22 protein-coding genes are annotated in these 26,736 nt (G+C 42.1%); 14 read left to right on the plus strand and 8 right to left on the minus strand.

Features of this window, described 5'->3' with window-relative positions; genetic code table 11:
- Positions 1-8: 8 nt before the first annotated feature.
- The 5 genes from MTF64_RS13815 to ftsY form a co-directional block, all read right to left on the minus strand.
- The gene (locus MTF64_RS13815; protein ID WP_096042353.1) at positions 9-1,880 is read right to left on the minus strand and encodes a methyl-accepting chemotaxis protein; all 1,872 of its coding nucleotides are present in this window, start codon (positions 1,878-1,880) and stop codon (positions 9-11) included.
- Between the two features lie 341 nt (positions 1,881-2,221).
- Positions 2,222-3,085 (minus strand): RNA polymerase sigma factor RpoH, encoded by an 864-nt coding sequence (gene rpoH, locus MTF64_RS13820; protein WP_004588621.1) that lies wholly within the window; start codon positions 3,083-3,085, stop codon positions 2,222-2,224.
- Positions 3,086-3,345: 260 nt separating this feature from the next.
- A complete protein-coding gene (gene ftsX / locus MTF64_RS13825; protein WP_248451745.1) occupies positions 3,346-4,332 on the minus strand; it encodes a permease-like cell division protein FtsX in 987 nt (328 codons plus the stop codon).
- The gene (ftsE, locus tag MTF64_RS13830) at positions 4,329-5,006 is read right to left on the minus strand and encodes a cell division ATP-binding protein FtsE (RefSeq protein ID WP_004588623.1); all 678 of its coding nucleotides are present in this window, start codon (positions 5,004-5,006) and stop codon (positions 4,329-4,331) included. The genes ftsX and ftsE overlap by 4 nt, the downstream gene beginning before the upstream one ends.
- 231 nt (positions 5,007-5,237) lie before the next feature.
- The gene (gene ftsY, locus MTF64_RS13835) at positions 5,238-7,217 is read right to left on the minus strand and encodes a signal recognition particle-docking protein FtsY (RefSeq protein WP_248451746.1); all 1,980 of its coding nucleotides are present in this window, start codon (positions 7,215-7,217) and stop codon (positions 5,238-5,240) included.
- 207 nt (positions 7,218-7,424) lie between these two features.
- Here ftsY and rsmD point away from each other — a divergent pair, with 207 nt between their 5' ends.
- From rsmD to MTF64_RS13905, 14 genes are all read left to right on the plus strand, one after another.
- On the plus strand, positions 7,425-8,030 hold the full coding sequence (rsmD, locus tag MTF64_RS13840; protein ID WP_004588625.1) for a 16S rRNA (guanine(966)-N(2))-methyltransferase RsmD: 606 nt from the start codon (positions 7,425-7,427) through the stop codon (positions 8,028-8,030).
- Between the two features lie 145 nt (positions 8,031-8,175).
- The gene (rpsU, locus tag MTF64_RS13845; RefSeq protein ID WP_002957797.1) at positions 8,176-8,391 is read left to right on the plus strand and encodes a 30S ribosomal protein S21; all 216 of its coding nucleotides are present in this window, start codon (positions 8,176-8,178) and stop codon (positions 8,389-8,391) included.
- Between the two features lie 20 nt (positions 8,392-8,411).
- The gene (locus MTF64_RS13850) at positions 8,412-8,858 is read left to right on the plus strand and encodes a GatB/YqeY domain-containing protein (RefSeq protein WP_004588626.1); all 447 of its coding nucleotides are present in this window, start codon (positions 8,412-8,414) and stop codon (positions 8,856-8,858) included.
- Between the two features lie 360 nt (positions 8,859-9,218).
- Positions 9,219-10,970, plus strand: coding sequence for a DNA primase (gene dnaG, locus MTF64_RS13855; protein ID WP_024031414.1), 1,752 nt, complete (start codon positions 9,219-9,221; stop codon positions 10,968-10,970).
- Positions 10,971-11,094: 124 nt separating this feature from the next.
- Positions 11,095-12,942, plus strand: coding sequence for an RNA polymerase sigma factor RpoD (rpoD, locus tag MTF64_RS13860; protein ID WP_054983281.1), 1,848 nt, complete (start codon positions 11,095-11,097; stop codon positions 12,940-12,942).
- 67 nt (positions 12,943-13,009) lie between these two features.
- Positions 13,010-13,891, plus strand: a complete 882-nt coding sequence (gene prmA, locus MTF64_RS13865; RefSeq protein WP_248451747.1) for a 50S ribosomal protein L11 methyltransferase — start codon at positions 13,010-13,012, stop codon at positions 13,889-13,891.
- 282 nt (positions 13,892-14,173) lie between these two features.
- Entirely contained in the window at positions 14,174-15,145 is a 972-nt protein-coding gene (gene dusB, locus MTF64_RS13870) for a tRNA dihydrouridine synthase DusB (RefSeq protein ID WP_004588630.1), read from the plus strand.
- Positions 15,146-15,164: 19 nt separating this feature from the next.
- Positions 15,165-15,455: a DNA-binding transcriptional regulator Fis gene (gene fis / locus MTF64_RS13875; RefSeq protein WP_002957804.1), complete on the plus strand. Its 291-nt coding sequence runs from the start codon at positions 15,165-15,167 to the stop codon at positions 15,453-15,455.
- Positions 15,456-15,780: 325 nt separating this feature from the next.
- Positions 15,781-17,367, plus strand: coding sequence for a bifunctional phosphoribosylaminoimidazolecarboxamide formyltransferase/IMP cyclohydrolase (gene purH / locus MTF64_RS13880; protein WP_248451748.1), 1,587 nt, complete (start codon positions 15,781-15,783; stop codon positions 17,365-17,367).
- 97 nt (positions 17,368-17,464) lie between these two features.
- Complete coding sequence (locus MTF64_RS13885) at positions 17,465-18,286, plus strand: methyltransferase (protein WP_248451749.1); 822 nt, start codon at positions 17,465-17,467, stop codon at positions 18,284-18,286.
- A gap of 16 nt (positions 18,287-18,302) precedes the next feature.
- Entirely contained in the window at positions 18,303-19,586 is a 1,284-nt protein-coding gene (purD, locus tag MTF64_RS13890) for a phosphoribosylamine--glycine ligase (RefSeq protein WP_248451750.1), read from the plus strand.
- A 374-nt stretch (positions 19,587-19,960) separates the two neighbouring features.
- Positions 19,961-22,501 (plus strand): EAL domain-containing protein, encoded by a 2,541-nt coding sequence (locus tag MTF64_RS13895; protein ID WP_054983280.1) that lies wholly within the window; start codon positions 19,961-19,963, stop codon positions 22,499-22,501.
- A gap of 28 nt (positions 22,502-22,529) precedes the next feature.
- A complete protein-coding gene (locus MTF64_RS13900; RefSeq protein ID WP_055252638.1) occupies positions 22,530-23,339 on the plus strand; it encodes a DUF2797 domain-containing protein in 810 nt (269 codons plus the stop codon).
- Between the two features lie 2 nt (positions 23,340-23,341).
- The gene (locus tag MTF64_RS13905) at positions 23,342-23,635 is read left to right on the plus strand and encodes a hypothetical protein (RefSeq protein WP_004588636.1); all 294 of its coding nucleotides are present in this window, start codon (positions 23,342-23,344) and stop codon (positions 23,633-23,635) included.
- A gap of 49 nt (positions 23,636-23,684) precedes the next feature.
- Here the strand turns inward: MTF64_RS13905 and MTF64_RS13910 are convergent, their stop codons facing one another.
- The 3 genes from MTF64_RS13910 to MTF64_RS13920 all read right to left on the minus strand — a co-directional run bounded on the left by MTF64_RS13910 (position 23,685) and on the right by MTF64_RS13920 (position 26,727).
- Entirely contained in the window at positions 23,685-24,602 is a 918-nt protein-coding gene (locus tag MTF64_RS13910) for a histone deacetylase family protein (protein WP_248451752.1), read from the minus strand.
- Positions 24,603-24,679: 77 nt separating this feature from the next.
- Positions 24,680-26,221 carry a serine hydrolase gene (locus MTF64_RS13915; RefSeq protein WP_248451753.1) on the minus strand — a complete coding sequence of 514 codons (1,542 nt, stop codon included), beginning with the start codon at positions 26,219-26,221 and terminating at the stop codon, positions 24,680-24,682.
- Positions 26,222-26,232: 11 nt separating this feature from the next.
- Positions 26,233-26,727: a gamma-glutamylcyclotransferase family protein gene (locus tag MTF64_RS13920; RefSeq protein WP_029772759.1), complete on the minus strand. Its 495-nt coding sequence runs from the start codon at positions 26,725-26,727 to the stop codon at positions 26,233-26,235.
- Between the last annotated feature and the right edge of the window lie 9 nt (positions 26,728-26,736).

Consider the following 26,736-nt stretch of genomic DNA (forward strand, 5'->3'; position numbering starts at 1 on the left):
TATGGTATTTATAAAACAAATGTCGCTACCTTGGCATTTAGATCTGTAGCTCTGTCTTTTAATACTTCGGCTTGGCTTAAATGCGCGGTAGCTGAGGTAGTTATTTCATCGGTTACATCTTTAATGGCAACCGTATTTCTAGTAATTTCATTGGTCACTTGCGTTTGCTCTTCTGCTGCAACCGCTATTTGACCCGCCATATCAGAAATCTCATTTACCGCCAAAGTAATTTCTTCTAGTGCGTGTGCGGCAGCATTTACATCATCCACACTATTGTTGGCATAGCCCTTACTGCTGTCCATCAAGCTCACTGCTTTTTTAGTGGTGTTTTGTAAGGTTTCTATAGTGGTATAAATTTCGGCTGTAGAGTTTTGTGTTCTTCTTGATAACACGCGCACTTCATCGGCAACCACTGCAAAACCACGCCCCTGCGATCCCGCACGGGCGGCCTCTATTGCAGCATTAAGTGCTAAGAGATTTGTTTGCTCTGCAATTTCTTGAATGGTAGTTAAAATGCTCGATATAGCCTGAGCATGCAAACTTAATTCACCAATAACTGTGGTAGTTTGGTCTATTTCGCCCGCGAGTGAATTAATCGTGTTTCTGGTTTTATCAACTAACAGCTTACCTTCACGGCTACTTTGTGCCGATTGTTGCGATGCGGTTGCGGTGTTTTCTGCATTAGCGGCAATTTCATGGGTTGCACTCGCCATTTCTGTGACCGCGGTAGCAACCATAGCCACTTCTTGTTGCTGGCGCTGCAACTCACTGACACTGCTTTGGTTGGTGATCAAGCTTTTCTCTGCATCAAAGTCTAAGTCAGTAGCTAATTGACGAATATGACTGATCAGTTCATGTTGGCTGCTAACAAAACGATTAAAACTACCAGCCAGAACCCCAACTTCATCTTGCGTATCAACAGTTATACGCTGGGTTAAATCACCGTTACCATCTGCAATTGTTGATAAAGCTTGCGACACTCGGCTCAAAGGGGCGAGCAATACACCCAATAACCATGAAATAGCCAACACACTCAGTAAAAGTGCTACTGCAACCAGCACTAATTGGGTCAGCAATAAACTAATAAGCGGAGCCTCTAAAGTTTGTTTATCCAATACAAACAGCAACTGCCAATCTGTATTGTTAATGTTTTCACCCCAAACTAGCTTCTCTCGGTCTTCACTCTCAAAGTAAACAGGAGTAAATTCACCGTTTTGACTGTTAGATAAAATTAATTGATGATTTATTTTCGAGTCAATACGCGTAATATCTGCCATTACTTTTCTAGCGTCTTTGTAGGCAACCACAGTGCCATCTTTATGCATCATAATGGCGTACCCATCCGCAGGCAAAGACATTGTATTGACGCTATCGGCCAAGGCCTCAATCGATAAATCCCCCGCAACCACACCGCTTTGCGTGGTTTTAGCAATAGAAACAACCAACAGATTATACGCGGTATCTAAATAAGGTTTGGTAATTACGGTGCTACTTTGAAGCAGTGCTTGTTTATACCATGGACGAGTGCGCGGATCGTAGCCGGTGCGATCAATACTGGGATCAGAGTCAGTCATTTTTCCGCTACTATCTCCAAAGTAAGTTAACTGAAAGCCACCTGAAAATGCTGCTTGCTGTAGTGCGCTGAGCGTGTTGTCCTCAACCTTATTCGCAACCGATTTAATTATCTGCTGACGACTAGCTAGCCAATTTTCAATACTCGTAGCCTGTTGCTTACCAGATTGGCTTACGTTATCAATACTGCTTTTTAGCAGTAACGCTTTTTGAGAGGTATAGCTATTCCAGGACAGCAATACAATAATAACGGCTAGGGCAAGAACGACCGATAGCAAGATTTTTTTCTTTAGTGAATATGAGTTCATATTGAGTGTAAATACTCGCGTTAAATGAAATTGAAAGGCAACAAACCAGCAATTAAATGACTTAATTAAGCTACGATTTGAGCGATAAGTCGCTCAGGTACGCGAATATTTTCATATACCCAAATTAAAAACAAACTAAAATCATCTATTTAAATTAAAACCAAACTTATTCATTAATTTTAAATAGCGTACATTTAATTAAAAGATACATAGATGTGACTAGAGGTAAGCAGAACAAGACAAACGATACTTTCTATTAACCTTTTTAGTTAGCTTTTTTAGTTAAAAAAAAGCCCCGCATATTAATGCAGGGCTTTTTAAGTTTTACATTTTTTGCGCTATTAGCTCATAGCACTTTGCAGCTTTTTCATCGCTGTTTTTTCTAGCTGGCGAACACGCTCAGCAGATACACTGTATTTTTCAGCAAGCTCTTGTAGTGTTGCTTTGTCATCAGACAACCAGCGTGCACTTACAATGTCTTGTGAGCGTTCGTCTAGCGTTTTAAGCGCGCTAAATAAACGAGTATGTGACTGCTCTTGCCATTGTTGCTGCTCAATATCGTCAGCTAAATCAGCTGAGCCGTCTGTTAAATATTGTACTGGTGAATATGTACTTGTGGGTGCGTCGTCGTTATCGTCGCCCGTTAAGTCAAAGCCCATGTCTTGGCCGCTCATGCGCGATTCCATTTCACGAACTTCTTTTTCACTCACACCTAGCTCATTAGCTACAGTGCTTACTTCAGCTTGGTTAAACCAACCTAAACGTTTTTTGTTTTTACGAAGATTAAAAAACAATTTACGTTGCGCTTTAGTGGTCGCAACTTTTACGATGCGCCAGTTTTTAAGCACAAACTCATGAATTTCTGCTTTAATCCAATGAACAGCGAAAGACACTAAACGTACACCCACACTCGGGTCGAAACGCTTAACCGCTTTCATCAGGCCTATATTGCCCTCTTGGATTAAGTCGGCTTGCGGTAAACCATAACCCGAGTAGCTTTTAGCAATATGTGCTACAAAGCGTAAATGCGACATAATGAGTTGCTTTGCAGCACTAAGATCGCCTTCTTCTTGAAGTCGTGTTGCTAGCTCTTTCTCTTGCTCAGCTTTAAGCATAGGAATTGTGCTAACCGCTTGAAGGTAGCCGTCCATACTTGCGCTTTGTTGCCCAACTGTAAGTGCCATTGCGTATAAATCTTTACTCATTTTTCACCTCGGTGATAAACATTTGAAACCATCTTAGCACTCTTTCTCTAAGAGTGCTAACCCCAATTTAAAACTTTTTTTAAGCGTAAATCAAGCGGTTTTTTAGTGTATGTTAAGTCTACTACATGCGACTGAATAAGTGATGAACTAAGGGATTGCAAGAGATTAGCGCAAGCGTAACAGCGCATTTACAACTAATCTCATTTGAGGATAATAATATACAAACATGACATTTTTGAGTCAGCCATTAGCAGCCGTACTTATACTTTATCAGGCTCAATTTCTTTAATATATCGGTTTACCGATAAGTAAGAACCAATAAAGCCTAAGCTGGTTGCTAGTAATACTAATGCGCCAAACTCATTAAGCGTTAAACCAATTAACGAAAAGCTTGTTTGATACACGCCTGCAACGCTGCTTACTGCGCTAGTTAACCACCACATCATTAAGGCAATACAAATAAATGCAAACAAGCCCCCTATAACGCCATACCAAATGCCGGTCCACAAAAACGGAGCGTGTATAAACGTATTGGTAGCACCTACTAACTTCATTACTTGTATTTCTTCTTTTTTATCCATAATCGATAAACGAATCGTATTACCAATAATAAGCGTGACAGAGGTAAGAAGTAATAAAGCAATTGTGATAACGCTTTCTTTTAATAAGTCTAATAATGCATTTAGGCGCTCAAGCCAAGCAATATCAAGCTTACCAAAATCTACTTCGCGCTCGTTCTCAAGCTTTGTAAGCAGCGCTTTAGCCGCATTAGGCTGGCGATGCCGCTTAGTAGGTATCACTAATACAACATCGGGTAGTGGGTTGCTATCTAGGTATTCTAAAGCTTGCCCAAACCCCGACACATCTTTAAATTCTGTTAGTGCTTGCTGCTTAGAAATAAATTCAACACTTTCTACCTCGGCGTAAAGTGCTAAACGCTTTACTAAGGTTTGTGTTTCTTGCTCGCTCATACTTTCTTTTACAAAAAGCGATATTTCACTGGCTTCTTCAAACCCGCTACTGACTTGCTGTACATTTTTTACGACTAAATAAAGCGTTGCAGGCAATGTTAAACTTAGCCCAAGTACAGCAATTGTCATTAATGATGCAAGTGGCGTACGCCACATTTCACCTAAACTGTGCACCCCTTGGCGAAAAATATTAATAATAAAAAAATAACCGCCAGCTATGGCTGATTTTTTTTGTTTATCGTTTGAGTTTTGGCGTCCTTTAAATAACAAGCTCACAGCGTGCCCTCCGCAAGTGGGTCTTCAAGCATACGGCCATCTTTTAAAGTCAGGCTACGGTATTTTAAACGCGACACCAGGCCAAGGTCGTGTGTTGCTATAAGTACTGTCGTACCGTGTTTATTAAAATCTTCAAATAGCCTTAATATTTCCATAGAGAGCTCGGGGTCAAGGTTACCCGTTGGTTCATCAGCTAATAAAATAGGCGGAGAATTTACAATCGCTCTGGCAATACCTACGCGTTGCTGCTCACCACCAGAGAGTGTAGAAGGATGGCATTTAACTTTATCTAACAGCCCTACTTTATCTAGCGCACCATGAACTCGTTTAGCGATTTGTTTATGATGAGTGCCTTCAATAATCAACGGCAGTGCAACGTTATCAAACACAGTGTAACGCTCTAACAATCGATGATTTTGAAAAATAATACCAATATCGCGGCGCGCATAAGGAATTTGCCGAGAATTAACTTTATTTAAATCAACACCATTAATTAGCACGTTGCCTGCAGAGGGGCGCTCCATTAAGCTAATGAGCTTTAATAAGGTACTTTTACCCGCACCACTGTGGCCTGTTAAAAAAGCCAGTTCGCCAGGCTTAATATGAAATGTAACTTTTTCGAGAGCGCGATGCCCACCCGGATAGGTTTTACTTACTTGCTGAAAATTTATCATTTTTTATTATGCCAGTCCCAAATTAGTAAAATGGAATTCCTTAGCTAGGGCCTGTTGACCTTTGAGGATTGAAATTTGCTTTGCCTAGAGCCTATTTAATCGCGGCGCAAGGTTTATAGCCCAGAGGACTAAGTAAAACCTAGCAAAAAAAAGAAATAGCCCAAAGGACAGCGCATGTTTAATCTCAAAAGATAAACAGACCAAAAAAGGGAGCAAGCTCCCTTTTATGTATTAAGCGTCATCCTCATCTTGGCTAAATAAAGCATCAATAAAGTCATCGCTTTTAAATGCGCGTAAATCATCAATACCTTCGCCAACACCAATGTAACGAATAGGAATATTAAACTTATCTGCAACCGCAAATATAACCCCACCTTTAGCAGTACCATCAAGTTTTGAAAGGGTAATACCGGTTAACCCAACACATTGATTAAATAAGTTTACTTGGCTAATTGCATTTTGACCTGTACCCGCATCAATGGTTAGCATAACTTCATGCGGTGCATCAGGGTCAATTTTCTTCATTACGCGGGCTATTTTTTCAAGCTCTTGCATTAAGTTATCTTTATTTTGCAAGCGCCCTGCTGTATCGGCAATTAATACATCTACATTACGCGCTTTAGCGGCTTGAAATGCATCAAACACCACCGAGGCACTATCTGCACCAGTGTGCTGGGCAATAACAGGAATGCTGTTACGCTCGCCCCACACTTGCAGCTGCTCTACGGCTGCTGCACGAAAGGTATCACCTGCGGCCAACATAACCGACTTACCTTCATTTTGAAATTGCTTAGCTAACTTACCAATGGTTGTCGTTTTACCTACGCCGTTTACACCGACCATTAATATAACAAATGGTTTTTTATCAGCATGTATCTCAAGCGGTTGCTCAGCTGTTTTAAGCATTGCGGCCATTTCTTGCTTCATTAAGTCATAAAGCGCATCGCCATCTTTAAGCTGCTTGCGATCAGCTGCATCAGTAAGGCTATCAATCAGCTTCATGGTGGTATCAACACCTAAATCGGCGGTAAGAAGCTGTGTTTCTAAATCTTCAAATAAATCATCGTCTATTTTTTTACCACTAAAAATAGATGCAAAGCCAGAGCCTATATTTACACGGGTTTTTAATAACCCTTTTTTAAGACGTGAAAAAAAGCCTTCTTTTTTAGGCTTTTCGGCAAGTTTAGCTTCTTCTTTTGCAAGCTCTGCCGTAATGCGCTCTTGCTCTAAACGATCAGCTTCGGCCTCTGCTGCAATACGTTCTTGCTCTGCACGTTCAGCTTCTGCCTGTTCTTGTGCAATACGCTCTTGTTCTAAGCGCTCAGCTTCTGCTTGCTCTGCGGCAATTCGCTGTTGCTCTAAACGCTCAGCTTCTGCTTGTTCTGCAGCAATTCGCTGTTGCTCTAAACGCTCAGCTTCTGCTTCTGCAGCAATACGTTCTTGCTCTGCGCGTTCAGCTTCTGCCTGTTCTTGTGCAATACGCTCTTGTTCTAAGCGTTCAGCCTCTGCCTGTTCTGCTGCAATACGCTCTTGCTCTACACGTTCAGCTTCTGCCTGTTCTGCTGCAATACGCTCTTGCTCTACACGTTCAGCTTCTGCCTGTTCTGCGGCAATTCGCTGTTGCTCTGCACGTTCAGCTTCTGCTTGTTCTGTGGCAATTCGCTGTTGCTCTACACGTTCAGCTTCTGCTTTTTCTGCTGCAACACGCTCTTGCTCTAAACGCATTTGCGCTTCTTGCTCTGCTAAACGAGCGGCTTGTGCTTGTTGTTGCGCCTGTGCTTCAGCTTGCTCTTTCGCAAGCAACTCAGCGTTGGCTTTTTCAATTGCTAATTTTTCATCTTGCTCAGCTTGCTCGCGCTCTGTGTCTAAACGTTGTTGCTCAGCTCGCTGTGCAGCCATGCGCTCTTGCTCTAAACGCATTTGCGCTTCTTGCTCAGCTAGACGAGCAGCTTGTGCTTGTTGTTGCGCCTGTGCTTCGGCTTGCTCTTTTGCAAGCAACTCTGCATTAGCCTTTTCAATTGCTAAACGCTCTGCTTGTGCTTTTTCAGCAGCAATACGCGCTTGTTCTTCACGCTCTGCTTCGGCCTTTTCTGCCGCTAAGCGCTCAGCTTCTTGTTGCTGAGCTAATGCCTGTTGTTTATCAGCTTCTGCTTGTTTTTTATCTGACTTACCAAAACCGAGCCAAGACATGAATTTACTTTTTTTTGCCATACTTGCTAATAACCACTTATAAAAATCTGATAAACTAAAATTTGAAATAGCTTGGTGTGGCTCAGCAAAGCGTGCCGGCCAAACAACCGTTCAAAACGTAAGTGCTAAATAGTAACACTTTTAATGCGGTTGAAAAATGAAGCTAAACGTAAACTACGCACAATATTATCTGAGCTAGATCCCTTATACCATTTTTTAGTGACCTAAATGAGAAAAAAAACAACGAAAAATAAAGCAATTAGCAAATCTACTGACGGCTTTATTAGAGTAATCAGCGGGCAATTTCGTGGCCGTAAACTGCCGGTAAAAAATGTAGAAGGGCTACGCCCAACAACAGACCGCATTAAAGAAACCGTGTTTAATTGGTTAATGCAAGATACGCGCGATGCAACAGTACTCGATTGCTTTGCAGGCTCTGGCGGGCTTGGCTTTGAAGCGCTTTCTCGGTTTGCTAAAAGCACCACTTTTATCGAACTAGATGCCTCGGCTGCTAAGCAAATTGAGCAAAATATTAGTACCTTAAAGCTTGAAAATGCACAGGTAAAACACACTAATTCACTCTCATATTTAGAGCAAAAGAATACAAATTCACCATTTAATTTAGTTTTTGTTGACCCACCATTTCGTAAAAACTTAGCGCAAAGTAGCTGTGATTTATTAGAAAATAACCAATGGCTTAGCGAAGACGCGCTCATTTATGTTGAGGTAGAAACCGAGCTAAGCAGCTTTTCACAACCAGATAACTGGCTGTTAATTAAAGAAAAAAAAGCAGGGCAAGTATTCTGTAGGCTATACCAACGCCAGCCAAATTAACACTATTTAAGCCGCTGCATTTCTGTTAATATTATCCTTTACATGTGGTGTTGCTTCGGATTACAATACCGCACCATTTTTGAACCACTTGATCAATGTTTGATCAACTTGAGCAACGCTCATAATTTAGGTAGGTGAATTTTTAATGCCAGTAATTAAAGTAAGAGAGAACGAACCGTTTGACGTAGCACTTCGTCGCTTCAAGCGTTCATGTGAAAAAGCAGGTATCCTTTCAGAAGTTCGTCGTCGCGAGCACTATGAAAAGCCAACAGCTGAGCGTAAGCGTAAAAAAGCTGCAGCGGTTAAGCGTCACATGAAGAAGCTTTCTCGCGATAACGCACGTCGCGTTAAATTATACTAATAGTATTAGGTCTTGTATAAATGAGCCTTTTAATAACGCTAAAAGATGCGCAAAAAGATGCGATGAGAGCGAAAGACAAACAACGTCTTAACCCTATTCGCATGGTGCTTGCCGCAATCAAGCAACGTGAGATTGACGAGCAAATAACACTAGACGACGCAGGTATTACCTCCGTTATAGTGAAGCTTGTTAAACAACGTCGTGATTCTTACACTCAGTACAAAGATGCTGGGCGTGAAGATTTAGCCGAAATTGAAGCCAATGAGATCGCAGCACTAGAAACTTTTTTACCTCAACAATTGAGTGAAGAAGAAATAGTTGCCCTTATTGATGCGGCTATTGCTGATACTAATGCAGCAGGTATGCAAGACATGGGTAAAGTAATGGGCATAATCAAAAGCAAAGCCGAAGGACGTGCCGATATGGGCAAGCTTTCTGGTTTAATTAAGCAACGATTAACAGCCTAATACTCCCACATACACAAAGTATGATTAAAGCAAACCGAGCCTAGTGCTCGGTTTCTTCGTTTAAGTAGACAAACAAAACGCTTTTAAGTAATGCTCGTGCATGTAATTAAGTGATTTATTGTGTAACTACAAAAGCACATCGAGGGCTAGGTAAAATGGGTTATTTAGGGCTATCACTTACTGCGCCTGCACTGCTCTACCTTCAACATTCTAGCTTTGTACGCTGTTAGCGCCAGGTTTAGCACCTAAGAATGATTAAATGGATATAATGTAGCTTTTTAGCTTACCAATACCCCTTTTATAAATGCGCGCATTGTGTTGAAATTACACCTCACCAATTGTTAGGACTACTTATAAAACATGGCTGGAAAGATCCCACGAAATTTTATTGACGATTTACTCGCCAGAACAGATATTGTAGAGCTAATAGACTCTAAAGTTGGTCTTAAAAAAGCAGGTAAAGACTACCAAGCTTGCTGCCCTTTCCATAACGAAAAATCTCCCTCGTTTACTGTTTCTCAAGATAAACAGTTTTACCACTGCTTTGGCTGTGGTGCTAATGGCAACGCTATTTCGTTTGTTATGGAATACGACAAGCTTGAATTTGTTGATGCCATAGAAGAGCTCGCAAGCCTTTTAAATTTAGACGTACCTCGCGAGAAAGGCAGTAGCTCAGCACCTGAGCGCACGGCAGCGCAAAAGCGCTCAGATTACGATTTAATGTTACACACAGCACGCTTTTACCAGCATCAATTAAAGCACCACAGTAACTCTGCTGCGGTGATTGACTATGTAAAAGGGCGTGGTTTAAGTGGCGAAACCGTTAAAAAGTTTATGATTGGTTATGCGCCGAGCGAATGGGAAGCGCTGTGCCAACAACTTGGCCGAACAAAAGAGCAAAAAGAACAGCTGGTCGAGCTTAAGCTCGCCTCCGAAAAAACACCAGGTAGGCAGTTTGATTTTTTCCGCGATCGGTTAATGTTCCCTATTCGTGATAAACGTGGCCGTGTTATTGCCTTTGGCGGGCGTGTAATGCAAGCCGACCAAGGGCCTAAATACCTCAACTCACCAGAGACCCGCATTTTTCATAAAGGCTTTGAGCTATATGGTCTTTATGAGGCAAAACAAGCACATAAAAAGCTTGAGCATGTACTTATTGTAGAAGGTTACATGGATGTAGTTGCACTTGCAGAGCAAGGTATTGAATATGCCGTAGCTGCGCTTGGTACCGCAACAACAAGCGAGCATATGCATACGCTATTTAGAACCACCGACAAAGTTATTTGTTGTTACGATGGCGACAGAGCGGGCCGCGACGCGGCATGGCGAGCACTAGAAAATGCCCTGCCCTACTTAAACGATGGCAAAGCATTACACTTTGTATTTTTGCCTGACGGCGAAGACCCCGATTCACTGGTTCAGCAAGAAGGTAAAACACAGTTTGAGCAACGTTTAAGCCAAGCAGATGATTTTACAAAAGTTTTATTTAATAAGCTTAGCCAAGAAGTAGACCTAACACTCGACTCAGGCAAAGCTAAGCTGTTGAGTGCCGCTTTGCCGTTGATTGAAAAAATTCCGAGTGAATTTTACCAAGAAAATATTTTAGAGCAGTTAGGGCGATTAATTGGCCGTACGCGTGAGCAACTAAATAGCCGCTTAAAAACACCAAAGCAACAACACGCTGTTGAACGAAAATTTAAAATTACCCCAATGCGCCAAGCTATTGGTATTTTAATTCAGCACCCACAGTTAGCTAAAAGTGTGCCCCATTTGCCAGAATTGGCGCAAATGAACATAGCGGGTATTGGTTTGCTACTGCGCTTACAAGAGCGCGCACTGCAAAAAGACAATGCGAACACAGCAGTTTTACTCGAATCATTTAGAGATTCCGAGGATTACGAACCGCTAGTAAAGCTTGCCACATGGCAGCACCAAATTAGTGATGAGCGTTTAGAGACTGTTTTTCAAAATACTTTTAAATTTATTGAAGATCAGTGTTTAAATTATCGACTAGAGACCCTATTAATAAAGGACAAGACACAGGGCTTATCAAGTGATGAAAAACTAGAATGTCATTTACTTATGACAGCGCTAAAAGCGAGTAACAGCTAGTCAGACTTGATTTAAACTGTTATACTGTGCTATTCACTGCGTCACATTATTAAAGTTAGTTAAAAGGCTAACTCTATGATGACGCCTGTTGTATCAACTTATCAGAGTGGAAGAAACAATCTCTATGGATCCAACTCCTCAGTCACAATTAAAACTTCTGATTCAAAAAGGTAAAGAGCAAGGCTACTTAACTTTTGCTGAAGTAAATGATCACCTTCCACAAGACATAATCGACTCAGATCAAGTAGAAGATATCATTAGCATGATTAATGACATGGGTATCAAGGTTAGCGAAAACGCGCCTGATGCTGATGAATTAATGATGCAAGAAACCACGACAGACGAAGACGCAGCAGAAGCTGCTGCTGCAGCCCTTGCAACTGTAGAAAAAGAAATTGGCCGTACAACTGACCCAGTGCGCATGTATATGCGTGAAATGGGTACTGTTGAACTTCTTACACGTGAAGGCGAAATTGTAATCGCTAAGCGTATTGAAGAAGGTATCAACCAGGTACAAATTTCTGTTGCCGAATACCCTGAAGCGATTACTTACCTACTTGAACAGTGGGATAAGTTTGAAGCAGAAGAAATGCGCTTAAGCGACATTATTTCAGGCTTTTTCGACCCTAACGAAGACGAAGCGCAAATCTCAGCAACTCACATTGGCTCTGAATTAAGTGAAGAACAACTTGATGAAGACGATGATGAAGATGACAAAGACAGCGATGACGATGAAGACGAAGAAGAAGTAGATACAGGCCCAGATCCAGAAGAAGCCCGTATTCACTTTGAAAACTTACGTGATTTATACGTTAAAGCTCGCGCTACCTTTGATGAAAAAGGGCGTTCGCACCCAGATTCTCAAGCCGCTATTTTTGAAATTGGCGAGCTTTTCAGAACTTTTAAATTAGTACCAAAACAGTTTGATCGCATGGTTAACAACATGCGTGAAATGATGGATAGAGTGCGTATTCAAGAACGCCTTATCATGAAACAAGCGGTACAAATTGCTAAGCTCCCTAAGAAAACGTTTATTAAGCACTTTGCTAATAACGAAACTGACTCAGCGTGGCTAGACCTAGAAATAAATGCTAACGAAAAACATTCAGCTAAACTTGAAGAAGTGAAGCCTGAAATTATTCGTTGCATCCAAAAGCTATGTGTAATTGAAGAAAGCACAGGCTTAAGCATTGAGCGTATTAAAGACATTAACCGTCGTATGAGCATTGGTGAAGCAAAAGCGCGCCGTGCGAAAAAAGAAATGGTTGAAGCTAACTTACGTCTTGTAATCTCAATTGCTAAAAAATACACAAACCGTGGTTTACAGTTCTTAGATTTAATCCAAGAAGGTAACATTGGCTTGATGAAAGCGGTAGATAAGTTTGAATACCGCCGTGGTTATAAGTTCTCGACTTATGCTACGTGGTGGATTCGCCAAGCGATTACCCGCTCAATTGCTGACCAAGCAAGAACAATCCGTATTCCAGTACATATGATAGAAACGATTAATAAACTTAACCGTATCTCTCGTCAAATGTTACAAGAAATGGGTCGTGAGCCAAATCCTGAAGAATTAGCAGAACGCATGATGATGCCTGAGGATAAAATCCGTAAGGTACTTAAAATTGCTAAAGAGCCAATTTCGATGGAAACACCAATCGGTGATGATGAAGATTCGCACTTAGGTGACTTTATCGAAGATACCACTATTGATTCGCCAATCGACTCGGCAACAATGGAATCTCTTCGTGGCGCAACAAACGACGTGCTAGCAGGCCTTACAGCCCGTGAAGCTAAAGTACTTCGTATGCGCTTTGGTATTGATATGAATACCGACCACACCTTAGAAGAAGTAGGTAAACAGTTTGACGTAACACGTGAGCGTATTCGTCAAATAGAAGCGAAAGCACTGCGTAAATTACGCCACCCTTCTCGCTCTGATTTACTAAAAAGCTTTTTAGACGCTAAATAATTTAGCGCTTCATATAAACTAAAAAGGCCGCTGTAGCGGCCTTTTTTCTATTTAAAGGAAACCAACCATGGCTTGGATCCAAATCCGTATCAATGCCAATGCTGCTACCGCAGATGCAGTGAGTGACTTATTAATGGAAGCAGGCAGCGCCTCTGTTACTTTTATTGACGCTAAAGACACGCCTATTTATGAGCCTAAAATTGGCACCGTTGAGTTTTGGGCCGATACCACTGTAATTGGTCTATTTGAAGCCAATCATGATATGAACGCGGTAATTGCTTTACTTAAGCGTCATGATGAAATTAAAGACACACTGGTATACAAAATTGAGCAACTAGAAGATAAAGACTGGGAACGTGAGTGGATGGATAACTTTCACCCAATCCAGTTCGGCGAAAAACTGTGGATATGCCCAAGCTGGCGCGACATTCCAGACCCAGATGCAGTCAATGTATTGCTCGACCCAGGCCTTGCGTTTGGTACGGGTACACATGCAACAACGGCACTGTGCCTTAAATGGCTAGAAAGCCAAGATTTAAGTGGTAAAACAGTGGTTGATTTTGGTTGTGGCTCGGGAATTTTAGGCATTGCAGCCATTAAACTTGGTGCAGAGCGCATGATTGGTATTGATATTGACCCGCAAGCACTAGAAGCAAGCTTAGATAACGCACAACGTAATGGCGTAGCCGATAAGCTTGAGGTATACCTACCAGAAAACCAACCTGAGTTTCGTGCTGATATTGTAGTAGCTAATATTTTAGCGCAGCCGCTGCGTGAGCTTCACAGTGTAATTTTGGGATTACTTAAACCGGGCGGCAAAATTGCTATGTCGGGTATATTAGAAGAGCAAGCCCAATCGGTTGCCGATATTTACGCACCGTTTATTGAGCTTGACGATATTGCACAAGAGGGTGATTGGACCCGTGTAAGCGGTACAAAAAATAGCTAACCGCATACATTTATAAATTTAGAGTTTTAACTCAAAACTTGCATGTAAAGCCTGTATTTAACAGGCTTTACTATTTTTTTACAGTTAGAAAATTAGCTCGCATAATTTAACAAAATTATTTTTTGTTTAAATTTCAAACAAATCGACCCACTTGTCATGCGGTTATCAAAAGTCAATACGAAAAGGGCAAAAAAAAGTCACTTTTGTTCAATTTATAGCCTTTGATTTTTCCTAAAAAAACCGTAAACTTAGCGCCCCTTGAAAAGAGGCCTATTGAATACAGTGCGTATCGGTTCATACCAACTTGAGAATAATGTAATAGTCGCGCCAATGGCAGGTATTACAGACAGACCATTTAGACAGCTTTGCCGCCGCTTAGGCGCAGGCTTGGCCGTGTCTGAAATGTTATCGTCAAACCCGAAGGTTTGGAAAACTGAAAAATCGATGAACCGTATGGATCACAGCGGTGAGTCGGGTATACGCGCGGTGCAAATTGCAGGAGCTGATCCTGAGCTTATGGCGCAGGCCGCACAATTCAATGTTGCTAACGGTGCACAGATCATAGATATCAATATGGGGTGCCCAGCAAAAAAAGTGAACAAGAAACTCGCAGGCTCTGCATTATTACAGTTTCCTGAACTTGTGGAAGAGATAGTTGATGCAGTGGTTAACGCTGTTGATATCCCTGTCACACTTAAAATCCGTACAGGATGGGATCAGGACAACCGTAATGGTGTAGAGATTGCGAGAATAGCTGAGCGTTATGGCATTGCGTCACTTGCCGTACATGGGCGTACACGCGCATGTATGTACAAAGGTGAAGCAGAATATGCCACGATTAGGGATATAAAACGCTCAGTGTCGATACCTGTGGTTGCTAATGGTGATATTACATCTCCAGAAAAAGCAAAGCAGGTTTTGGACTATACGGGTGCAGATGCCATCATGATTGGCCGAGCCGCCCAAGGTCGCCCTTGGATATTTAGGGAGATAGACCACTATTTGCGAACTGGAGAACACTTACCACCACCTGCTATTTCAGAGGTGCGAAGTATTTTAATGGAGCATTTAGATAACCTCCATGCGTTTTACGGCGAGCCAATGGGAGCGCGAATCGCTCGCAAACATGTATCTTGGTATTTGCAAACCCATGACAGTGACGGTCAGTTTAGGCGAGTATTTAATGCGCTCGACAACCCACAAGCACAGGTTGACGCATTAACGCAATACTTTAAAACACTAGCAGCTAACTAAGAAAGAAAGAGATTAAATAATGTTCGAACAAAACGTGACTTCTCCATTTATCACAAACCCTCATGTTCAGTCACACGAGAAACCGCAGCCATTGCGTGATGCAGTAAAAAAAGCTGTTCACCACTATTTAAAGCAGCTTAACGGTCAAGATGTGCAAGACGTTTACGACCTTGTTCTTTCAGAGCTAGAAGCGCCATTACTTGAAGAAGTAATGACATACACACGTGGTAACCAAACTCGTGCGGCAATTTTACTGGGTATCAACCGTGGTACTTTACGTAAAAAGCTTAAAAAATACGGCATGAACTAATACCAATTATATTGAAAGCGTAAGCATGCTAACGAGCTAAACAAGCCCATAACGGCGTTAAAAATTTCTTATGTAGAATAACTACACTGTAAAATTTTTGCCTTGTTATAGACTTGTTTTTCTATCGTTATAACTGCTTACTAATCCAATACAATTGGTATCATGCAAAAAAAGCACCTTCGGGTGCTTTTTTTATGCGTACAATTTAGTAGAGATGTTGCAAAATGCTCACGCTTATTGGCGCTTTATAAGTCGTTTTTTGAGTAGTAATCAGTTAAAATGCCCGCTTCTAAGCTAGCTCATTAACTGAGGAAATTAAACTACAATGGATACTCATCGTCCTATTCGTCGCGCACTATTAAGTGTGTCTGATAAAACCGGTATTGTTGAATTTGCCCGCGCACTAGAAGCGCAAGGTGTAGATATTTTATCAACTGGCGGTACCTGCAAACTCCTTGCTGATAACGGCATAAAAGTGACTGAAGTATCAGATCACACAGGTCATCCTGAAATCATGGATGGTCGCGTAAAAACCCTTCATCCTAAAATTCACGGCGGTATTTTAGCGCGCCGCGGACAAGATGAAAGCGTAATGGCAGATAATAACATCTCTGCTATCGATATTGTTGTAGTTAACTTATACCCCTTTGCGAATACTGTCGCTCAAGAAAACTGCAGCCTTGAAGATGCTATTGAAAACATTGATATTGGCGGACCTACCATGGTTCGTGCAGCCGCTAAAAACCACAAAGACGTCACCATCGTGGTAAACGCAAACGATTACGAGCGCGTTATTAGCGAAATGCAAAGCAACAATGGCTCAACAACGTACAAAACACGTTTTGATTTAGCCATTGCCGCGTATGAGCACACAGCTCAGTACGATGGCATGATTGCTAACTACTTTGGTAAAATGGTACCTGATTACACTGAAGAAGCCGCTGAAGAGACTAAATTCCCACGCACTATCAATATGCAATTCACTAAAAAGCAAGATATGCGTTACGGTGAAAACTCGCATCAAGATGCTGCTTTTTATGTTGAAAACAACGTAAGCGAAGCGTCTGTTGCAACAGCTACTCAGCTACAAGGTAAAGCCCTGTCGTTTAATAACATTGCAGATACCGACGCCGCACTTGAGTGTGTTAAAGAATTTGATGTACCTGCATGTGTTATTGTTAAACACGCAAACCCATGTGGCGTTTCAATTGGCGAAGATATTCTTAGTGCTTACGACCGCGCCTTTAAAACAGATCCAACCTCAGCGTTTGGTGGCATTATTGCCTTTAACCGCGAGCTTGACGCTGCAACAGCACAAGCCATTGTTGAGCGTCAATTTGTTGAAGTAATTATTGCTCCTAGCGTTTCAAGCGAAGCAGCAAAAATTGTTGAAGCTAAAAAGAACGTACGCTTATTAGCGTGTGGTCAATGGAGTGGCAAAGCAACTGGCCACGATATTAAACGCGTTAACGGCGGTGTTTTAGTACAAGAGCGCGACCTAGGCATGGTTACCCAAGGCGATTTAAAAGTCGTATCTAAGCGCCAACCTTCTGAGCAAGAACTTAAAGATTTACTATTTTGCTGGAAAGTGGCTAAGTTTGTTAAATCAAACGCGATTGTATATGCCCGCGACGGTATGACCATTGGCGTAGGCGCAGGCCAAATGAGCCGTGTTTACTCAGCTAAAATAGCGGGTATTAAAGCCGCTGATGAAAATCTAGAAGTACCTGGCTCTGTAATGGCATCAGATGCGTTTTTCCCATTCCGTGATGGTATAGACGCAGCCGCAGCCGCTGGTATTACTGCGGTTATTCAACCGGGTGGTTCAATGCGCGATGAAGAAGTTATCGCCGCCGCTGACGAAGCTGGCATGGCGATGGTATTTACCGGCATGCGCCACTTCCGCCACTAATCACACAAAGGGTTAAACACAACGTTTAGCCCTTTTTGTTTGCAATCAATTCACGTATTCTGGTTCAACACCTATTTAAAATGTTAAGGAACAAACGATGAAATTTGCACTAAAGTCACTACTTGTTGCCTCGCTTACGCTGACCTCAACAATGGCACTTAGCCATAACCATGAGTCAAGCCTTAGCCATGCTATTCAATCAAGCGAGCGTAGCGCTAAAAATAGCGCCCGCGATGAATACCGTCACCCTGAGCAAACACTGGCATTTTTTGGTTTTAAACCAACAATGACGGTGGTTGAAATTGCCCCTGGTGGTGGTTGGTACAGCGAAATTTTAGCCCCTGCACTTAAAGAGCAAGGCTTATATTACGCAGCGCATTTTCCGAGTGATTCTTCGGTAGGTTACTACCAGCGCTCTTTAGCCGGCTTTAAGAAAAAAATGGCCGAAGATGAGCGTTTTAGCAAAGTAAAAATTTCTGAGTTTGCCCCATTAACGCACACTGATATTGCCCCTGCCGGCACTGCCGACATGGTATTAACCTTTCGCAATGTACATAACTGGTACATGGGTAAAGACACTAAAGGCGCACTCAGTGCATTTAAGTCTTTTTATAAAGCGTTAAAACCAGGTGGCGTATTAGGTGTAGTTGAACACCGCTTAGATGAAAGCCGACCTGATGGGGATCAAAAATCAACCGGCTACATGAAGCAAAGTTACGTGGTCGATTTAGCTAAAAAAGCTGGATTTGAATTAGTTGCAAGCAGTGAGATTAACGCCAATCCAAAAGATACAGCCGATCACCCTAAAGGGGTGTGGACGCTACCACCTAGCTTACGCCTTGGCGAACAAGACGCTGATAAATACAAAGCTATTGGTGAAAGCGACCGTATGACGCTGAAATTTAAAAAACCGCTTTAAATAGGAATATTTCGCCATGAATGTATTAGTCATTGGCAGCGGCGGCCGCGAACACGCACTTGCGTTTAAGGCCGCTCAAAACACGAAAGTAAACACTGTATTTGTAGCACCGGGTAATGCCGGTACTGCACTTGAGCCAAAACTAGAAAACGTTGCAATTAACGTTGAAGACCTAGATGGCCTATTAAGCTTTGCACAACAAAACAATGTAGAACTTACTATTGTTGGCCCTGAAGTACCGCTTGTATTAGGCGTAGTAGATAAGTTCCGTGAACACGGTCTCGCTATTTTTGGTCCAACAGCCGGTGCAGCGCAGCTAGAAGGCTCTAAGTCGTTTACTAAAGACTTTTTAGCTCGCCATGCCATCCCAACCGCTGATTACCAAACGTTTGAACAAATTGACCCTGCCCTTGCTTATTTAAAAGAAAAAGGCGCGCCAATTGTAATAAAAGCAGATGGCCTAGCAGCTGGTAAAGGCGTTATTGTGGCAATGGATGAACGCGAAGCTGAAGATGCTATTCGCGATATGCTTGCCGGTAATGCTTTTGGCGAGGCTGGCAGCCGCGTCGTGATCGAAGAGTTTTTAGAAGGCGAAGAAGCCTCTTTTATTGTTATGGTTGATGGTAAAAACATTTTGCCATTTGCAACAAGCCAAGATCATAAGCGTGCATACAATGACGATGAAGGTCCAAATACTGGCGGCATGGGCGCATACTCTCCGGCACCTGTAGTAACCGACGAAATCCACCAGCGCATTATGAACGAAGTAATCGTTCCTACCGTTGAGGGTATGGCAAGCGAAGGTCATCCTTACACTGGCTTTTTATACGCAGGCTTAATGATAGATGCCCAGGGCACGCCCAAAGTAATTGAGTACAACTGTCGTTTTGGTGACCCTGAAACGCAACCAATGATGCTTCGTCTTAAATCAGACTTAGTTGAACTAGTTGAGGCGGCTAACCGCGAAGAACTTGATAAAACAACCATTGAGTTTGACCCGCGCGCAGCCGTAGGTGTTGTACTTGCCGCTAAAGGCTACCCAGGTGATTACCCTAAAGGTGATGCAATATCAGGCCTTAAAGTTAACTACCCTGCTGATGAAAAAGTATTTCATGCGGGTACTAAGCAAGATGGCGAAAACGTTGTCACCGCAGGTGGACGTGTATTATGTGCAACGGCACTCGGCAATACCGTTACCGAGGCACAGCAACGTGCATACGAGCTTGTAAAACAAATTAGCTGGGAAGGTATGGAGTACCGCACCGATATTGCTTACAGAGCGATTGCCCGAGAGCTGTAGCCTGTAACTAAATTATTGGTTTAACTTAGGGCCTGTTTATCTTTCGAGATTAAATTTGCAGCAGTGTGTTTGGTATTTAGGCAAGGCAGAGCCTATGTAGTGTGGTTATTCCCCATAAATAGGCGATAACGCAGTATAAATACCAAACACGCGCTGCACGAAGGTTCGTCCTAGGGACGATTAACTCTTTGTTGCTCGGTTTTTACTTAGCCCACTAGGTTGCAAACCTCGCGCCACGATTAAATCGTCCCTAGTTAGAACAAATTTTAATCCTGAAGGATAAGCAGGCCCTAAAAATTTAACTAAAAAAGCGCAGTTTATATGCGCTTTTTTAGTGCTACACTAATTAAAAGAGTTATTACAAGTATACAACGTTGGAAACGAAAACTTTACGTTATCATGCCGCGGCCATAGCCATACTGATTTTCATATTTTATATTATTAGCACACTCGCTTCTAACCTGGTTGTGCCGACTCGCTATACCATCGATAAAACCACGCCTGTATATTTAGACTTTGCCTACTACATAGATGAAAGTAAATCTCACACACTCAACGATATTATTTTAAATCCCGAGCTAATCACCCACCAGCCGTTAACCGATATTCAGTGGAGCTTTAAGCAGCAAAACTATTGGCTATTTATAGACCTTGAAAATAAAAGTTTGGATGCTCAAGACATTGTTGCCCATTTCGATAACCCGATGGTTGATCACCTTAGCGTGTATCGGTTAAACAAAAGAAATGAGCTTATAGAAAGCTATAAATTAGGTGATAAAGTAAAGTCCCTCACGCTTTTTCAATATAGCGTACCGCATATACGTTTTGCACTTGAGAGTAAAACAACAGAGCGCTTAGCCATAAAAATAGATACAACGGGGATCAGCAAAACCCCAGTTAATTTGTATCGCCATAAAGAATTTGTTGATTTAGTTCGCTCGCAAACCGGCATTTGGGGCATATTTGCCGGCGTGTTATTAATGGCTGCTCTGTATAATTTAGTGCTTTATTTTGGGATTAAAGACCGCGTTTATTTAGTTTATATAGGCTATATAATTAGTGCGCTGTGTTTAATGGGCATTGTAATGGGCTTTGGCTTTTACTTGTGGCCCCTAGAGTGGCAATTGTACTTACACGAAAAAGTGATTTTTTCAAACTACGCAATGGCCTTTTTTACGCTCGCCTTTTGCACCATGTTTTTGCGCTACCACAAGGACAAATGCTGGCGCTATAAAATGAGTAAAGCGCTACTTATTTTAATATCTTTATTATCAATCACCACTTTATTTATACCCGAGTACATTGCAGCACCCATCTTTTTTTGTGTATTAAGCTTGTTATATATTACGTGTGTTATTTTAATTTATAACAAACTACGCACGGGCTTTAGGTGGGCGAAGTTTTACGTTTTTTCGTGGGTTCCCCTCATTGTTGGCGCGGCAATACAGCCGTTAGAATTAACGGGCTATTTGGATTATAGCTTTGCGATTCGTCACGCGTTTTTAGTGGCTATATTGTGTGAAGTTATTTTAATGGCTATGGCACTTGCCGATAGAGTGCGCTACCAGCGCGAGCGTGCGCTTTATCATGCTACACATACTCAGCAAACTAAATTACTTAACAGTGCCAAATTAAAACAAGCGTTTATGAGCTTACAAGCACAGGGGCGTAATACCACCTTGTGTTTAATTAAAATTCGCCATTTTAACTCGCTCAATACCATTATTACCCCATCGCAGGGCTACACTTTAATAAAGCACGTGGCTAAACAAATAGAGTTAGAGCTTAGCCATGAGCGCGAATTTACCAACCTAGATACAGATTTTAATAACAGCCCCCGCTTAGCCGACTTAGGCAGTGGGGTATTTGCCTGCATATCTACTAAAAACCAAAACCAGGAGTCACTTGAAGGGGCCTTAATTAAAGTTATAAATAGCCTACCCAAACAATACGAAATTCAAGGCTTAAACTTACAACTTACCTATAACATAGGGATTAGTAGCGCAGCCCACAGTGACGACTTTGAATACTGGACGAAACGGGGTTACTTGGCACTTAAAAAAGCTAAAAGTAATAACGATTTAGTAGTAAGCGCTTCTAACGGCAGTAATATATTAATGGATGTGGCATTGGCCGCTAAATTACAAAAAGCAATTAAAAACAACCAACTAGCGTTGTATTATCAGCCTCAAATAGGGCTGAACTTTAATCAAGTATGTGGCGCCGAAGCGCTGCTACGTTGGCCCGATCCGGCTTTTAAAGGCGTATCGATAGAAGAGCTGATCACCCTTGCTGAGCACACAGGTATTATTAACGAGCTTACCTTATGGGTTATTGAGCAAGCCTGTAAAGATATCGTCAAACTAACCGAGCAAGGCTATAACGATCACCCAATTAGCGTAAATTTAAGTGCTAAAAATCTGTCGATTAAAAACCTAGCCGAAAAAGTCGAAAACATTCTTATAAAATACCAAGTTCCGGCGCAGCTTCTTAAGTTTGAATTAACGGAGTCAGCATTAGTTGAAAGCCACGAAGCGCTTATTTCATTGGTTAATGAGCTTTCTGATTTAGGGGTGCGCGTGGTCCTTGATGACTTTGGCACTGGCTATTCATCGCTAAGTTATTTGGTTAATTATCGCTTTACGGAGCTCAAAGTAGATAAATCGTTTGTATTTGACTTAACAAATAACACCGCCAATAAAGTGATTGTGCAAACCGCTATAGATATGGCACATAACCTAGGGCTATCTATAACCATGGAAGGCATAGAGACCCAAGATGTGCACCACTTATTGAAAGAAATGGGCGCCGATAGAGCGCAAGGTTACCTATACGCTAAGCCACTTCCCCTAGATGACTATTTGTATTTCTTAAAAAGCCAATACAGTTTAAAGATGTTAAACTCCACGTTTTAATATCAACATCTTTAGGGGCCAAGTAAAGATGCAAGGCACTTTGCGTAAATTAAAATCGAGCTTAACAGAGCCGGTTCAATATCATCTTCCTGTGGGCGACAACCTAGTCGATCTAAACGCACTCATTGGTAAAGAGTTAACGCTGACGTTTAGCGGTACCATTTTATGCTCAAACTGTGGCAAAAAAACCAAAAAGAGTTACTCGCAAGGCCACTGTTTTGTGTGTATGCGCAAGCTTGCTAGCTGCGATATGTGCATTATGAAACCAGAAACTTGCCATTACGATAAAGGCACTTGCCGCGAGCCGCAATGGGGCGAAGAAAACTGCATGATCCCGCATTATGTGTATTTAGCCAATACCTCAGGGCTTAAAGTAGGTATTACTCGTCATACGCAAATACCGACACGTTGGGTTGATCAAGGCGCCACTCAAGCACTGCCTATTTTTAAAGTGCAAACACGTTTGCAATCAGGCTTAGTTGAGGTGGCATTGGCCGAGTTTATTGCCGATAAAACCAATTGGCGTAACATGCTAAAAGGTCAAAACGAAGCCATTGACCTTAAAGCCGCCGCGGCAGAGCTGATCCCGCAAATTAGCGATAAATTAAACGAGCTAAGCGAGTTATTTGGTGCCACAGCCATAGAGCAACTTGATGAAGACGTGGTTGATTTAAACTTCCCGGTGACAGAGTACCCCACTAAAATTAGCTCGTTTAATTTTGATAAAAACCCAGTAGTAAGCGGCGTGCTGCAAGGTATAAAAGGTCAGTACTTAATTTTTGATACTGGCGTTATTAATGTGCGTAAATTTACCTCATACGAGGTAACCGTAGGGTAAGTATGCTAAACAGCTTTCCACAGTTATTAATTGTTTATAATGAGCTTGAAATAGCGCACGATAAACAAGAACAAGAAGCGTGTTTGCACAGCGTTACGCAAAGTGAGCTTAGTAATGTGCGCGTGTTGAACAAGCAAGGTGAGTACGTTGACCTGCAAGGCGCTGCATGCGCCCCTCTTTCACAGGAGCAGCTAGCGCAACTGGTCACCACTTATTTATTAAATGAAGGGCAATGCTGCCTTGGCAAAATTAAAACCCTTAATACCAAGCAGGCGTTTGATTTACTAGGTTTATAACCCTTTAGTTATACCAATTCGCTTAATTAAGTATTATTGCGGATTGGTATTAGTACTCACTAAGCACTTTTATATGCGCTACAGCACTTCTTCCTAATGCTGATAGCGCATAGCCCCCTTCAAGGTAAGATATAACACCCTTGCAACCACTCTCTTTTGCAACGTCGCATAATTGCTCTGTAAGCCAGCTGTAGTCATCTTCTACAAACTTTAAACTTGCCATGTCATCTTCTAGGTGGGCATCAAACCCTGCACTAATAAATAGCAGCTCTGGTTTAAAGGCTTTTAATTTTGGCAACCATTGGGTATTAAACACTTCTTTTAAATCATCGCCACTACTGGCAATTGGCAAAGGGGAATTAACTATGTGGCTGTTATTTTTTACGGCCGTGTTTGGATAAAATGGGTATTGAAATAACGAACAAAGTAATATGTTTTCATCGTTTATAAATATGTCTTGGGTGCCATTACCATGGTGTACGTCAAAATCAGCAATTGCTATACGTTTAATGCCTTTACTTTGGGCATACTTAACCGCTATAGCTAAATTATTAAATACACAAAACCCAGATGAAGCGTGTGCATTGGCATGATGCCCTGGCGGGCGTACAGCGCAAAACGCCGCATCGAGTTTATCTGCGAGTATTTCATCTACAGCCAACAACCCTGCTCCTACGGCGCGCTCTATCGCTTTAAAGGAATCAGGGCAAAGCCAGGTGTCGCCATCAAGGTTATGTAGCCCCTGCTCAGGGACTAAGCGCTCCACAAGGTTAACTAATGTCTCATCATGGGCTAATAAGTAATGCTCACGCTGCGCTTTAGGCGCTTGTAGATGCGTTAAGCCAATATCTACACCACTTGCCAAAAGTCTATCAGCAATAGCGTCTAGGCGCTCTGGGCACTCAGGATGATCGTCAATCATTTTATGTTTACGGCAATGAGGGTGTGAAATAACTGCAGTACGCATAAACGCTCCTTTAATGTGAGTGCTTAATATAACAAAGCCACCTTACGGTGGCTTTGCGACTTTGGTGTATAGCATCACTACTTAGCTTTTAAATTAAGGTTTCTAAAATCAAAACTAAAGTCTGTTACCGCTGTTGATACCGCACGCATTTTTGCGCTATTTACACGGTTGTTTGCGCCCATATCAAAACGAATAAACGCATCGGCCTCGAGTAGCTTTTCATCCCACTTAACAATAAACGTATTACCCGTGTAATGCTCAAGCGTGCCTTTTAAGCGTTTGGTATGGGTAAAATCAATACGTAGTTTGCCATCGAGTTGCTCAATAATTACATCGCCGTACCAATCGTCATGTAACGTGCCGGTGTAATTTATATTAGGTAACTGTGGCTGGTAATCTGCTGGGGTGTCGGGTTTTGCATTAGCGTAGGCTTTTTGTTTACTCGCAAAATGTTTTTTAGCCAACTCTTCAACCCAGTCTTTATCTTCAAGCTCAAGGGCATCTTCTAGCACTTCGTGGGTTACTGCCGAAAGTGCACTAAATGCTTGCTGATTAGATAAAATAACAATGCCGAGCTTTTTCTCAGGCAATAATGTAACTTGCGACACCATACCTAAAATGCCCCCGCCATGGCCTAGCTTTTTAAAGCCGTGGTAATCTTCAATGCTCCAACCTAGCCCATAGCCTCTAAATTGCTGATGATAGGCCTCATACGCACTTTTAGAAGCCATAGAGGTAATATGCGGGTGCCACATTTGCGCTTGCTGTTTTTCACTAAATAGTTGCTCGCCGCTTGGCATTTTTCCGCCAGCTAACTGCGTTAGTAACCATTGGCTCATATCGTTTACGCTTGATGCAATAGCCCCTGCGCCTCTAAAGTCTTCTAGGTAGTTAACAAAAAAAGGATTGAGCTTGCCATCCATTGGTATGTGGCCAATTGCCCAGTTTTTATTGCTTTTTGGAATACGCGAAAAGCCCGCGCGCGAGTTTTCCATGTGCAAAGGCTGTAATATATTTTTTTCGATGTAATCATTCCAGCTCATACCTGATACACGTGCCACCACTTCGCCTGCGGTTACAAACATTAAGTTGTTATAGGCATACTGGCTGCGAAAGCTGCTGGCTGGTTTTAAATACTGTAGGCCGGCTAAAATATCCTTTATAGATTTATCAGTACTTGGCCAAATCATTAAATCGCCCTGCCCAAGCCCTAAGCCACTGCGATGGCTTAATAAATCACGAACACGCATTTCGCGGGTGACGTAGGAGTCGTACAACCTAAACTCAGGTAAGTGGTCAATTACCCTGTCATCCCAGCTTAACTTACCTTCATCAACCAACTTAGCCAGCGCTGCACTGGTAAACGCTTTTGTGTTTGAGGCAATACCAAAAAGTGTGTCTTTGTTCACTTTTGCATTTGTATTGAGGTTGCTTGTCCCAAACCCTTTAGCAAATACAACTTTATCGTCTTGCACAACCGCTACCGCCATACCCGGCACGTCAAAGCGTGCCATTGAGGTGTTAATAACCTCTTCTAAGTCCGTGGTATTAATTTGTGCCCAACTATTAAAAGTGGCACTGGCAAGCAACGCTAAACTGGCTAATTTGGTGAGTTTCATGATTATCCTTATTATTTTTGGTGCACTGCAAATTCAATATCAGCACGCTCTTTATTTGTATCGGGCTTATGCGGCCGATTAAGTATTGCATCACTGTATTCTTTTGGTACGCCCGCCTCAAGCGCGCCGCGATGAACGTGCTGAATATACCAGTCGTATGGCAGTACATCGTTATCGTGGGTGTTAGCAATATAGCAATGGGCCTCTATTTGCTCACCATCTAACAAAGTGGGCTTAATAGCCACGCAATCGTAGCCTGGGCCCTCTATGGTATCTAAAATTGCTTTTTCGGCTTCATCAAGTTCATACACTACGCCATATACCAAGGCGTTTTTGTCATCACTTTTTTGAATACTGCACTTTCCCGAGCCATCTTTAAATAACATATTAAACGTAAGCTCGTAGCCTTTTAGTACAGCCGTGCCAACTCGCTTTGCTTTTGGTAAACGCGCAAGCAAGCGGTTAGAGGACATATTCGATCCAAACGAAAAATTATAAATAGGCATGACTTCTCC

Origin of the sequence: Pseudoalteromonas sp. 2CM41L (assembly GCF_023161905.1) — a bacterium.
Lineage (GTDB): Bacteria > Pseudomonadota > Gammaproteobacteria > Enterobacterales > Alteromonadaceae > Pseudoalteromonas > Pseudoalteromonas atlantica.